Here is a 13,048-nt window from a genome sequence, read left to right as displayed (position 1 = left end):
GACGTGGCCACTCGCGAGCAGGTCCAGCAGCGATGGGGCGAACCATGACTGGCGCCAAGGCAATCGTACTGGGCAGCGTCGCCGGCTGCCCGGGCGCGGATGGGGGTCGTTGCGCAGCGCGCTGAGCATGCCATCGAGGTGCGGCGGCATCCCCCGGCAGTGACGGCGCGGACCTGTCCTCTTTTCGTCCATCACATCAGCGCGGTCGCGCGGGCGACGAGGCGCGGCATGCCTAGCCGGACGGCGGCGGCGTGGGCCTCCCGAGCGTGCCGCTGGGCTTCGGCATGATCGCCACGTTGCCGAAGCAGCCGGGCGAGCTGGCAGCGGGAATCGGCGGCGCACGCGTCCAACCCGGCCTCAGTGTTCACGGCGACGGCGGTGCTCATGTGGTCGATGGCGTCGTCGATGCGGCCGCACACAGCGGCGGTGAGACCGAGAATGTGCCGCGCCGAGCCGCTGGTCAGCATCACGCCGGCACCGGCGGTGATGTGCAGGTCGGCGTGCGGCAGCAGCTCCCGGTACACGGCGTCGGCAGTCATGACGTCGCCGAGCGCGGCGGCGACCCCTCCATACTGGGCGAGGACCAGCACCGTGAACCAGGCTGGCTTGGGCACCTCGGCCAGAGGCGGCAGCCCACGGTAGATCTCACGCGCCCGGTCGAGGTCCCCGACCTCGACACTGACCGCAGCCAGCGCGATCCGGGCCATGATCCGCCAGCCGAAGCCCCGGTCCAGCACGTCCTCCGGGACCGCCCCGGGCGCGATGTCGGTGGAGATGCCGATGAACGCCCGGCCCATCGCGATCACCGCGATGCCGTACGGGTTCCGCCCGCGTTCGGCGAGCCGGGCCGCCTCGGCCAGGTGCCGCTCGGCCTCGGTGAACCGGCCGCGTCCCTGGAGTACACCGGCCCGGCTGCGGTGCAGATGCAAGCGGTCGACCGGGCGGTTGAGCCGGGCAACCACCGGTTCGAGCAAGTCCAGTTCCAGATCGGCCTCGGGCACGCGGCCCAACTGCATCAGGGCGTCGAACCGCCACAGATGCCCCCACACGGCGGTCCAACTGCCGATGCGGCCGGCGAGGCCGATCATGCGGGTGCCTAGGGCGAGCCGTTCGTGGTTGCCGTCCGGGCCTGAGTTCACATGCTGCCGGGCCCACAGCGTGGCCGCCAGAGCCTCCGGCGAGCCCAGTCTTTCCGCCATCGCCAACGCGGCGTCGACGGCACACACGGCGGCGTTCTCGTCGCCGGCCGAGAACGTGATCGTCGCCCACAGTGTGAGCAGCCGGGCGCGCAGCACGCTGTCGCCTTCGGGCAGCTCGGCCTGCGCCTGCTCGCACCACGGCATGACAGTGTCCAGCCAGGCCGGATCCATCTGCCAGGTCGGATCCGCCCGTTCGAGCCGGCCCAGCGCGGCGCGTGCCAACCCGGTGGCATCACCGGTGGCCCGGGCCAGCTCCGCCGCCTGCGCGCGGGCCTGGCGGGCAGATTCGTCGTCGTAGTACTGGTAGTGGACGGTCGCCTTCCCGATCAGCAGATTCACGTCGGGTCCGCCGTTGGCGCGGATCGCCTCGTCGTAGAGGCGGACGGCGTCTTCGTAGGCCAGTTGGGACACCGCCTGTTCGGCGGCCCGCACCGCGGCGGCGGTGGCGGCCGCCGCGTCGCCCAGAGGCAATGCGGCGAGGCGGTGGTGGGCGATCTGAGCGGGATGGCCGTTGCGGGCCTCGAGATCCTCCGCTGCCCGCAGGTGGATCCGCGCCCGGTCCGCGGCGGCGAGGTCCAGCGCAAGGCAGTCCCGCACGAGGTCGTGCGCGAACCGGTAACCCGGGTCCACCACCGAGGCGGCGACGGCCTCGTCGAGTGCGTTCAGCGCCTCCTCGATGGTCGCGTCGGACACGGCGGCGAGCGCCACCGGGTCGATGTCGGTCGATAGTACGGACGCGGTGGTGAGCAGCCCTCGGCAGGATGGGGACAGCACGCTCAGGTACTGGTGGATCGCGTCCCGGGCGCCGGTCGGCACGGCGTTCGGATCAGTACGGCGAAGGCGGCCGATTTCCCTGACGAACAAAGGATTCCCGCCGGTGCGGCGGGCCACCGTCGCGGCCTCGTCCGGCTCGCACGGCCGGCCGAGTTCTGCCGTCAACTGCTCGGCGACCTCCGCCGTGGACAGGCCGGTCAGTTCGAGCCGGCGGGCCCCGGGAAGCCGGGTGACCTCGGCCAGGACGGCGACGCCACGGGGGATCTGGCGCAGTTCGTACGGGCGGAACGCCCCGACCAGCAGCAGTCGGGCGTGCACGCTCCGGGCGAGGTGGCCGAACAGCAGGAGCGAGGCCGGGTCGGCCCAGTGCAGGTCGTCGATCACGATCACCAGACCGTCGGCAGCCATCCGCGTGACGAACTCGGTGACCTGGTCGAACAGCGCGAACCGCTCCTCGGCTGTCGCGGGCCGCAGTTCGGTGGCGCGACCGGCGAACCGGTGCAGCTCCGGCACGATCCGGGCGATCTTGTCGGCGGCGTCGCCCAGCGTGTCGGCGGCCACGGTCGGCTCCACGCCGGCCAGCCATTGGCGGAAGACCTGCCGCCACGGCCAGTACGCCGGCGCACCCTCGTCGCCGACCCCGTTGCCGCGCAACACCTTGCCGGCCTTGGAAAAGGAGTCCAGCAGCGTGCTCTTGCCGATGCCGGCCGGACCCTCCAGCAGCACGACCGTGGTCTGGCGGGACATCGCCTTGGCCCGCCATTCGGCCAGCTGCGCCAGCTCGCGACGGCGACCGACGAACATGCTCCCGGACCCCAACCGCGGGCTGGACCGAGCCGAAGCGGCCCGTGAAGGGCGGGCGAGCGCGGCATCGGCATTGAGAATGGCCATCTCCAGCTGCCGCAGCTCGACGCCCGCGTCGATGCCGAGTTCGTCGGCGAGATGCTTGCGGGCACGGCGGAAGACCTCCAGCGCCTGGCCGGGCTGCCCGCCCCGGTACAGCGCGAGCATCAACTGCCCGATCAGCCGTTCGCGGGTCGGGTGAGCGTCGACCAAGCCAATCAATTCGTCGACAACCTCGCCGTGCCGACCGACCCGCAACAGCGCATCGAGACGGTCCTCGATGGCGACCAGGCGCGCCTCAAACAGTCCTGCGCCGAGCCGGTGCTGGGTAAACTCGGAGGCGGTGTCGACGAGCATCGGACCACGCCACAGCGCGAGCGCCTCGTCAATGAGCGCCACTCGACCCAGATCGTCGTTGGTCTGCCGGGCCTGCGTGAGCAGCGCGGTGAAACGGTGGAGGTCGATCGACAGCGGATCGGCGCGCAGTAGATACCCGGCGCCGTGCGTCTCCAGCGTCATCTGGCCACCGGTATCCGCCAGCACGGACCGTAGACCGGACACGTTCACCTGGATGGCATGCACCGCAGACTGGGGCGGCGAAGACGGCCACACCAACTCGACCAGGCGGCCAACCGCCACCACGCGGTTGACCTCGCACGCGAGTAACGCGAGCACCAGCCGCCGCTGGCGCGGTCCGAGCGCCAGCGGCCGGCCGCGCAGGCGAACCTCCATGGCCCCAAGTAGCCGAATTTCCACGCGGCCCTCCAAGTGAACCTGCGGGCACAAGAGTGCCGCCGGCACCGTGGGATACCTGTGATGTGAGCGGGCTCTGAGTGGACTCGGACCGCGCGCCGCCAGTGTGGTGTTCACGCCGTCGAGGAACACTGCGGAACGGGATCCTACAGGCAGTGGAATCGCAAGGCCTCGGCATAGCGTTATGTCCGTTCTATTCACGCCGGGTCGAGTCGGAGGGTCTCGGGGGTCCTGGTGGCGTCCCGGACGTGGTGGCGTGCAGGCGGCTGTGATGCCGGCGTGCCCGGCCGTTTTGGAGGATCCCGATGGCGAGCAGATCGTGGCTGCCAGGCGATCTGGCTGTGGCCGTCAGGGCGCTTCAGGCGCATCCTGTGAAATGCGCGGGGCGCGCGGGCGTGGCCAGCATGCTGGGTTCTGGCCGGCGAGGAGGAATGCATGGAAAGCGCGCCGAGCAGGACGGCGATGTTTGCGGCCGTGTCGCGTGGATTGTTTCGCCTGGAGACGGCGTCGCCGTGGGTACTGGACGATGTGCTGGCCCTGGTGCTTGTCGGCCCGGTATGGCAGCAGCTGCGAGACCAGTTCGATCCGCTGTTCCCCCGCCCGGTCCGCCGCGAGTCCCGCGCGGCTGTCTGCACCCGCAGCCGGTACGCCGAGGACCGGCTGGCAGCCGGTGCCTTCACGCAGTACGTGATTCTCGGCGCGGGACTTGACTCGTTCGCGTGGCGACGGCCGGATCTGCTCGGCGAGCTGACGGTGTTCGAGGTTGATCACCCTGCCTCCCAGGCCTGGAAGCTCGAGCGGGTCAGGGAGCTCGGCCTGCCGCTCAGCGCCTCGCAGGTGTTCGTGCCGGCTGATTTCGAGGCCGGACCGGTTCAGGATGTTCTGGGCGCGGCCGGGTTCGACTGGGCGCAGCCGGCGATGTTCTGCTGGACGGGCGTCGCCCCCTACCTGACGGCACCGGCGATCGAGTCGACGTTGCGCACGATCGCGGCGGCTGCTCCCGGGTCTGAGGTGGTGTTCTCCTACCGGGCCGAGGACTGTGTGCTCGACGACGCGGGGACGGAATTCGCCCGGATCTACACGCCGATCGCGGCTGCTGCCGGCGAGCCTCTTCAGCCTGGCTGGCCGGTATCCGAGATCGAGAGGCTGGTCAGCCGGTGCGGGCTGAAGGTCGTGGACCACCCCGCACGTGCAGACCTCCAGCAGCGGTACTTCGCCGGCCGTACCGATGGCCTGCGGCCCTCTACCTTCGAGACCCTGGTGGCCGCGCGGGTCACCTGAGCGAGCGCAGGCCACGCCGGCACCGTCACCGTCTGCGAGGGCCAGGCGGTGACGGTACGGCAGAGGAGTACAGCAACCTCCAGGGCCTCGGCGTGGTCGCCTCGTGTCCGTTTTGCTCATGCTGGGCGCAGTCCGAGGGTGTCGACGGGAAGCCTTGGTGGTACGGGTCATTACCGGCCCGTACCACCATCGAAGTTCGATCTTCTTTAGATCATGACCAGCGACGAGCCACTTCTACCTGCCTACACCAGGGTGCCCACGCTCCGCGCGCGACAGCTACGCTCTTCCGGCGTCGTGTCCCACGGTGATGGGAAGTTCTGCAACCGCCATCCCTGCGGCGATGTGCGCATGGCGCGATGTGCGCCCCCGCACGCGATCCGGGCAGTGTTGACGGTGTTCGGGGCGTACCTGTCCGCCTTGTACGGCACACACGACTGGTTCCGCGTCCTGATCCCGGCCGCCGTCCTCGGGCTCGGGGCGGCCGGGATCTGTGTCGCGGTCCGAGCCGGCCGGCCCGCCTTCCACCGGCCTAAGCTTGTTCTTTATCGTCCGGGTGGGTTCGCGCTGGTCCGGCAGGGTGAGAGTTGATCAGCCGACCTCATGGGACGGCGTCGTCGTGTCGATGTGTGTTCGGCCGGGGAACCGCAACGATCACGAAGGAGCCGCAGTGGGCAATGTCGCCCTGCTCGGGGCCGGTGTCGATGCCCGGACCGTGTTGTCCGGGTTCCGGCAGCCGCGCAGTCAGTCGCCGTCGTGGTGCGTAAGGGAACGCCCGGCGCACCGAAGCGAGCACGGCCAGCGGAAGGCAGACGAACGCGACGATGCTTGCGGTTCGGTGCGCCATCCCGGCTGCGTCCATGGTCGGGTCGATCCTGTGCGTGCCGAAAACTACGTCCATGCAGGTCAAGCAGCAAACCCAAATCCGGAGACAACTCCACCGTGACGGTCTCGTAGGTCTGCAGGAGCAGGAGCGAAACAGGAGCGACGTACCTACGGCAACGGCATCAATCCCCCATCATCCGCCGTCAACAGACCCACAGCACGCAGGAGATTCTCTGTTTCCGCAGGTCAGCGCGTCATTCGGGCACGACTGGGGTCAAGGGGTCGCAGGTTCAAATCCTGTCGTCCCGACGGTCGAAGTAGCAGGTCAGAGGCCCTGCCACCATCACAGGTGGCAGGGCCTCTGCCTTGCTGAGTGACTATCTGCGTGACTACGGCCTCGGCTTGCCCGGGAAGATCCGGTCCATCGCCGTCGCCCCCTCCTCCATCACCGGCTTGATCTGGTGGCGGTAGACCGCCTCCGTCACCGCCGTGCCGCTGTGGCCCACCAGCCTGTGGGGTTCCAAAAGTCAGCCACCGGCTCTGACCAGTAGCTTTACGCGGCTTGCTCGTACTCGTTGATCAGGCCTCCCAGGAGCCGCTGTCGCTTGATCCACTGGGAGTTGAGGGGCGCCGCCGGGTGGGTCGGCCGTGATGGGCGAAGTTCGCGGGACCGGTGCGGCCGTCGACCGTTGTAGTGCCGGACGTAATCGGCGAGCACGGCGCGCAGATGCCGCTGGCTCAGGATCAGCATGCGGTCGGTGAGCTCGGATCTGACGGTGCGCACGAACCGTTCCGCGTAGCAGTTCGCCCGTGGGCAACGCGGCGGGATCTTCACCGTCGTGATGCCCACGTCGGTCAGGACGGCGTCGAACGAGGCCGTGAACTGGCCTGCCCGGTCGCAGACGAGGAACCTGAACTCGTCGACTCGGTCACCGAGGTCTATCACGAGGTTGCGGACCTGCTGGGTGGTCCACGTGCCGTCCGGACTGGTTGTCGTGCCGAGGATGTGGACGTAGCGGCTGCCGACTTCCAGCACGAAGAACACGTAGATCCGCTTGAGGGTGAGCGCGCAGTCGACGTGAAAGAAGTCACACGCCAGTATCGTCGAGGCTTGCGTGCACAGGAACTGTCGCCAGGATGTGTCGGTGTGCCGGTCCGGAGCGGGAGGTATGCGCGCTCGTTTCAGGATCCGTCGGATGGTGGAGGCGCTGACCTGGTGGCCGAGCTTGAGTAGCTCGCCTTGAATCCTTTTGTAGCCCCAGTTGTGGTTCTCGGTGGCCATGCGTTCGATCAGTCTCGTGATCGCGTCGTCGATGGGCGGACGGCCGACGCGGTGTGGGTAGGTCCACTTCGCGGCTACCAGGCGCCGATGCCAGCGCAGGATCGTGCCCGGGGTGACCAGCCGGTGTAGCCGGAGCCCTGTGGGCAGCAGCCGGACCAGCGCGGCGAACACAGCCCGGTCGGCCCAGTCCAGGCGCGGTTTCGGGTTGCTTCTGCGCAGCACGGTGACTTCGTGGCGGAGCACCAGTAACTCGGCGTTTTTGGATGCTGACGAGCGGCTGAGCAGCACCAGCAGTCCCGCACGCCGAAGGAAGATCAGGTAGAGCAGACGCACCGCCACGACCGGCGATCATGCCGTGTCCGCTGATCGTGCCTGTCGTCGCAGGTCGGATGCGTGGGCCGACTTCTGGGACCCCACAGCCGAACAGGTTAAACTCAAGCTAGGTGCAATGCCCGGGACCTCTCGGCTGCTTGATCATCGTCAAGAGCCGAACGGCCCTACCACCGTGAGGCCGGTCGGCGATGCCGACCGGCCTCGGGCCTTGTCAGACCTGCTCCCAGAGCCACCGTTGCTGTTCGTCGCCGCTGATGCAGTGATACACCTGAACCCTGTCGCCGTCGGTGCTCGGGCTGTGGGTCGCGTCGGTCTGGGCGTCCAGGCAGAGGCCACCGTTGCCGTTGCGGATGGTGGCGTCGCCGTTGACGTAGTAGGTCCACTGCTGTTGTGCGTCACCTGCCAGGCAGTGCCACATCTGGACCTTGTCGCCGTCGTTCCATGGCCGACCGCCGGCGTCGTTCTCCGCGTCCAGGCAGAGCAGCCCGTTGTTGTTCCGGATGGTGCCGTCGCTGTAGAAGGCCCACTGCTGCTGCAGATCGGCGCCGATGCAGTGCCACATCTGGACCTTGTCGCCGTCGTTCCACGGTTGGCCGCCGGCGTCGTTCTCCGCGTCGAGACAGTGACCGCCATTGGCGCTGTGGAGGTAGTATACGGGGGACACGAGGGGCTTGGCCGGTGCCGCGTCGGCGGTGGCCGCCAGCGTCGGGACCAGCGTGACCGCCACCGCGGCGGCCGCGGCCATCGTTCGAATCCGCACGTGAACTCCTTGAGGTCGAAGAGACAGCGAGCAGTGCAGCGAAAGCTACGGGCAGATGAAGTAGTGGCCGCTGGACTCGTTGGTTCCGTCGTTACCACTGGTCAACGACACGTACTTGTCCGAGCCGGGAAGTTCGATGACGGTGTTGTCATTGCTTCCGAAAGCCACGGCCCACACGGAAGTCGGTCCGCTGACGTTGGCGGCGCAGTTGCTGTCGGACCAGCTCGACCACGGGTAGTCGAATGTCGTGTTGGTGTAGTAGTTGCGCCCGCCGGAACACGGGCCGTAGGAGTGCCCGCACTCGTAGGTACCGGAGTTGGCACCCCCGGCCGCGTTGTAGAGACCGAACGTGACCAGGGCATTCGCGCACTGAACCGGCTGGTTGGTGTTCATGTTCTGGCAGAACACCTCGGCTTGGTCCTTGGCGTAGGTGCCAGGACCGCTGTTGCTCTCGTAGACCCCGGTGAGGATGTCGATGCACACCACCCCCTCGGTGGTGCCGTCATTTCCGATCACCGTGCACTGATGCGCTTCCTGTCCGGTGCCGGTCATGCCGGAGTGCAGGATCGGCAGCGCCGCCGCGCTGGCGTTGGTCGTGGTCGCGAACGTCAGGGTCGCCACCGCGAGCACCGTGACGCCCAACAATCTGCGCAAATATCTCGTTCCCAGTCCCATGGGTTCCCCTCTGGTGGTCGTTCCCTGGGCAGGTGGTGCACCAGGGCTTGCTGTGGGCGCGGCGGAGCAGGGATCGCCGACGGGCCCGGGTGGTGGCGCCGATCGCCGCGTCACGCCGCGACGAGGATGGCGAGGCGGTCAGGGGCCGCGAATCGTGTGCGGTGGAGCTTGATCACATGGGTTTCGTGATCGCCGAGAGGTGAGTCCTCCGCCACGGTTGCGGTGGACTCGCCGTATCGGGCCGCCCACCGGGACGGCGTGCGGCCACACTGCCGGTCCACGCATACGGACCGCTTACCAGTGGCTTACAAGATCATGTGCGTGGCCGGCGGGCTTCGGGGGGAGTCGTGGATGTCGTCGTGCTCGGTCCGCTGCGGATCTGTGACGACCACGGTGTCACCCGCCCGGTGCCGACCGGTCGCGGCGGTGTGCTGCTGGCGGCGCTGATCGTCCACGCCGGCACAGTGGTGTCGGTGGACCCGCTGGCCGACTACGTCTGGAATCACGATCCGCCCCGGCAGGTGCGCGCCGCGCTGCAGACCATGCTCACCCGGCTGCGCCAGGTCGTCGGCGCTTCCGTCGCGCCGCGGATCCGGACTGCCGCGCCGGGCTATGTGTTCGATCTCCGGGCTGATGAGTTGGACCTGCGCCGGTTCGAGACGCTGTGCGAGCGCGGGTACGCCGCTTACGCGGCGGCCGACTGGGATCGTGCCGCCAGCCACTTCGCCGACGCACTGGAGCTGTGGCAGGGCGAGCCACTGGCCGGCGTCGAATCGGACCGGCTGCGCCTGAGGGTGGCGGGCGTGGCGCTCGGCTCCGCTGCCCTGGCGGCTGAGGTGGCGGTGGCGATGCCGCCGAGTGCTCCAAGGCCGGCGAGCGCGACTGCCGCCAGTGTGACGCGAAGTCTCCGCATGAAATGGGTCCCTTTCTTGTGATGGTGGCTCCAGTGGTCCGTCACTGTCGTTTGGTGTGGCCGATGGCGCCTGACTAGAGTGGTCAGGTCGTGTGAGATCTCTGCGATATCCGTGTGAGATCGCCTGCTACCGGCGGGGGCGAGTGTCGGGGCTCGCCGTCTTGGCGAGGGGGCGTCGGTGTGGTTCGCGGTTCTCGGCCCGTTGCGGGTCGTCGCCGAGGATGTGCAAGAACCGTCGCTGGTGTCGGCGGGTCGGCTGCGGGCGCTGTTGGCGGCGCTGCTGTGGCATGCGGGCCAGCCGGTGCCGGTCGACGAGTTGAGCGAGATCGTGTGGGACCGCAACCCGCCGGCGGGGGCGCCGGCGGCGGTACGCGGCCTGATCGTGCGACTGCGCCGGGCGCTCGGGCCCGAGGCGGGGGCGCGGATCCGCACGCGTGCCCCCGGCTACCTGATCGAGGCGTCCGCCGACGAAGTGGACGCCTCGTGGTTCGAGGTGCTCTGCCAGGACGTGGGTGTGGCCATCCGCGCCGACGACTGGGCCAGGGCCTCGACCGCAGCCGGCCAGGCGCTGGCCCTGTGGCGCGGCACGCCCCTGACCGATGTGCCTAGCCAGACGCTACGCGACGCGTGGGCGCCACACCTCGATCAGCAACGCGTGCAGATGCTGGAATGGAGGGCCGAGGCCGAGCTGCGCCTGGGACGGCATGACCGGCTGATCCCGCATCTGCGGACCCTGATCGCCGAACACCCATTGCGCGAGCGTTTCCACGTGCAGCTGATGCTCGCCCTGTACCGTGGCGGGCGCCAGGCCGAGGCTCTGATGGTCTATCAAGACGCACGCCAGGTGCTGATAGACCAGTTGGGTATCGAGCCCGGACCCGAGCTTCGGCAGCTTCACGAGCGTGTTCTGGCCGGGGATGCCGATCTGCTTACGTCGCCGCGTTCGGCGAGCATGTCGCCGCTGGCCGGTCAGTCCGTGGTGCCGCGACAGTTGCCGGCCGACGTACGGCATTTCGTCGGCCGCGCAGATGAGCTCAAGGTGCTGTCCGAGCTGCTGAGTCAGGCCTCTGAAAGCGGGGCGGCGGTGACCTCGGTGATCGGCGGCACTGCGGGCATCGGCAAGACGGCGCTCGTGGTGCACTGGGCGCATCAGAACGCCGACCGTTTCCCCGACGGGCAGCTGTATGTCAACCTGCGCGGCTTCGATCCGTCCGGCGCGCCGGTGGCGCCGGCTACGGCGGTGCGCGGGTTCCTGGAGGCGCTCGGCGTGCCCGCGCGGCTGGTCCCGGCCCGTCCCGACGATCAGGCCGCGCTGTACCGCTCGCAGCTGGCCGAGCGGCGGATGCTGGTGCTGCTGGACAATGCGCGGGATGTCGAGCACGTGCGGCCGCTGCTGCCCGGCGCGCCCGGCTGCCTGGTGCTGGTCACCAGCCGCGACCGGCTCGGCGGCCTCGTCGCCCTGAACGGCGCCGTGCCGGTGACCCTGGATCTGTTCACCGAGCAGGAGGCCAGGATCCTGCTCATCCACCGCTTCGGACACGAGCGCGTTCTCGCCGATGAGCGGGCGGCCGGCGAGCTGATCGAGGCGTGCGCGCGTCTGCCGCTGGCCCTGAACATCGCCGCCGCCCACGCCGCCCTGCGTCCGACACGTCCGCTGCCGGATCTCGTGGACGAACTGCGCGACACCCGCCGGCGCCTGGACGCCCTCGCCGTCGGCGAGGCCGCGGCGGACGTGCGCGCCGTATTCTCCTGGTCGTACCAGACCCTCAGCCCGCCGGCGGCTCGCCTGTTCCGGCTGCTGGGCCTGAACCCGGGGCCGGACGTCAGCCTGCCGGCGGCGGCCGGACTAGCGGCCCTCGACGCCGACCGCGCCCGCCGGGCCCTCGGCGAACTGACACACGCTCAGCTGATGACCGAGCACACGCCCGGCCGGTACACCAGCCACGACCTGCTGCGCGCCTACGCGGCCGAACAGGCCGACACCCATGACAGCCCGGCCGAGCGGCACGAGGCGTTACGCCGGCTGTGTGACTTCTACGCCGACACCGCCCACACCGCCGACCGCCTGCTGGACCCCCACCGTGCGCTCATCCAACTTCTCCCGCCCACCCCGCGCGTCCCGGGCGTCGACCCGTTGATCGACGCGTCGGCAGCGGCAGCATGGCTGGGGGCCGAGCACGCCAACCTGCTGGCCGCCCAGCAGGTCGCCGCCGCGCAGGCGTGGCATCCCACGGTGTGGCAGCTCGCCTGGGCCCTGAGCACGTTCCACGACCGGCGAGCCCGCCGCCACGACGCGCTCGCGGTGTGGCAGGCCGCGACGGAAGCCGCCGCGCACCTGCCCGACCCGGTCACCCTCATCCGCGCCCACCGTCTGCTCGGTGTCGCGTACGCCGGCCTCGAACACCACGACGAGGCGATCGCCCACCTCGACCGGGCCCTGACCCTGGCCACCACGACGATCGGCGGCGAACCTGTCGAGCAGGCCCACACCCACCGCCAGCTCGCCAGAGCCTGGGCGCGACGAGGACACGACCAGCGGGCGCTGGAGCATGCCATGCGCGCGTTGGACCTGTATCGGACCCTCGACCAGCCGGTGCCGGAGGCCTACGCGCTCAACGCAGTGGGCTGGTACGCCGCGCGCCTCGGCGACTACGACACCGCTCGCACCTACTGTCAGGCCGCCGTGACCCTGCACCGACACCACGACAACCCCGATGGCCTCGCCGCCGCCCTGGACAGCCTGGGCTACATCGAGCACCACACCGGCCACTACCAGCGAGCCGTCGATTTCTATGAACAGGCCCTCACCCTGAACCGCCGCCTCGGCAACACGTTCTTCTCCGCCGATATCCTCGCCGCCCTCGGACACCCTCACGTCGCCCTCGGCCGCCGTGAACCAGCCCGCACCGCCTGGCAGCAGGCGCTCGACCTCTACCGCGATCAGGACCGGACCCAGGAGGCCGACCGCATCCGACGGCAGCTCGACACGCTCGGCCACCTCACATGAGACTGCGTCACACCACGCGCCGCCGCCGGCCAGGGCTTCGCCGAACTCGGTGCCATCCTCGACCCGGCCGTCTTCGTGCCCGGCGGCCACGAGAAGGCCATCAGCATCGAAAAGTCGTCGCTGCAGCTTAGGAGGCGTAGCGGTACTCGTTGATGACCCCCCGCGAGGACGCGGGTGCGTACCAGCCCTGCGGGCCTCGAAGTCCCGGACGGGACAGGGGTGCTCTTGGGCGTCGGGTGGCCGCTGGTCTCGGGACCGGTGTGGTCGATGCCTGTTGTGGTGCTCCTGGTATTCGGCGAGGACCTGTTCGGCGTGGGCCTCGTTCATGATGAGAGCGTGGTCGAGGACCTCTCGGCGGATGGTGCCGATCACTCGCTCGCAGTGGGCAATCATGCGCGGAGCCTGA

8 protein-coding genes and 1 pseudogene are annotated in these 13,048 nt (G+C 69.3%); 3 read left to right on the top strand and 6 right to left on the bottom strand.

Translation table 11 applies throughout. The features are described 5' to 3' along the window. Positions 1-191: 191 nt before the first annotated feature. A complete protein-coding gene (locus BCF44_RS22960; protein WP_116176380.1) occupies positions 192-3,548 on the bottom strand; it encodes an ATP-binding protein in 3,357 nt (1,118 codons plus the stop codon). A gap of 456 nt (positions 3,549-4,004) precedes the next feature. Between BCF44_RS22960 and BCF44_RS22955 the strand changes: the two genes are divergently transcribed. Continuing rightward, complete coding sequence (locus BCF44_RS22955) at positions 4,005-4,850, top strand: class I SAM-dependent methyltransferase (RefSeq protein ID WP_116176379.1); 846 nt, start codon at positions 4,005-4,007, stop codon at positions 4,848-4,850. Positions 4,851-6,061: 1,211 nt separating this feature from the next. Here the strand turns inward: BCF44_RS22955 and BCF44_RS58600 are convergent. The 4 genes from BCF44_RS58600 to BCF44_RS22925 form a co-directional block, all read right to left on the bottom strand. Beyond that, the gene (locus BCF44_RS58600; protein WP_281283146.1) at positions 6,062-6,196 is read right to left on the bottom strand and encodes a hypothetical protein; all 135 of its coding nucleotides are present in this window, start codon (positions 6,194-6,196) and stop codon (positions 6,062-6,064) included. A gap of 29 nt (positions 6,197-6,225) precedes the next feature. After that, positions 6,226-7,293 (bottom strand): integrase core domain-containing protein, encoded by a 1,068-nt coding sequence (locus BCF44_RS57745; RefSeq protein ID WP_116176377.1) that lies wholly within the window; start codon positions 7,291-7,293, stop codon positions 6,226-6,228. A gap of 205 nt (positions 7,294-7,498) precedes the next feature. Next, positions 7,499-8,047 carry an RICIN domain-containing protein gene (locus tag BCF44_RS22930; protein ID WP_147328597.1) on the bottom strand — a complete coding sequence of 183 codons (549 nt, stop codon included), beginning with the start codon at positions 8,045-8,047 and terminating at the stop codon, positions 7,499-7,501. A gap of 45 nt (positions 8,048-8,092) precedes the next feature. Then, positions 8,093-8,701, bottom strand: a complete 609-nt coding sequence (locus BCF44_RS22925; RefSeq protein WP_147328596.1) for a hypothetical protein — start codon at positions 8,699-8,701, stop codon at positions 8,093-8,095. A 368-nt stretch (positions 8,702-9,069) separates the two neighbouring features. On the opposite strand from BCF44_RS22925, the gene BCF44_RS22920 reads away from it, so the two are divergent. Next, complete coding sequence (locus BCF44_RS22920; protein WP_147328595.1) at positions 9,070-9,657, top strand: AfsR/SARP family transcriptional regulator; 588 nt, start codon at positions 9,070-9,072, stop codon at positions 9,655-9,657. A 156-nt stretch (positions 9,658-9,813) separates the two neighbouring features. Next, a complete protein-coding gene (locus BCF44_RS57740) occupies positions 9,814-12,642 on the top strand; it encodes an AfsR/SARP family transcriptional regulator (RefSeq protein ID WP_246015429.1) in 2,829 nt (942 codons plus the stop codon). 294 nt (positions 12,643-12,936) lie between these two features. Here BCF44_RS57740 and BCF44_RS59265 read toward each other — a convergent pair. Beyond that, positions 12,937-13,035 (bottom strand): annotated as a pseudogene (locus tag BCF44_RS59265) (integrase core domain-containing protein); the annotation flags it as partial. Positions 13,036-13,048: the final 13 nt, after the last annotated feature.

Source organism: Kutzneria buriramensis (assembly GCF_003387475.1).
Lineage (GTDB): Bacteria > Actinomycetota > Actinomycetes > Mycobacteriales > Pseudonocardiaceae > Kutzneria > Kutzneria buriramensis.
Note: the sequence above shows the minus strand (reverse complement) of the source record. Positions and strands in the feature narration are given on the sequence as shown.

Bases quoted from the DNA above. Each gene is read 5' to 3' on its own strand.
- BCF44_RS22955 (WP_116176379.1), top strand. From the start codon at position 4,005: ATGGAAAGCGCGCCGAGCAGGACGGCGATGTTTGCGGCCGTGTCGCGT.
- BCF44_RS22960 (WP_116176380.1), bottom strand. From the start codon at position 3,548: ATGGAGGTTCGCCTGCGCGGCCGGCCGCTGGCGCTCGGACCGCGCCAG.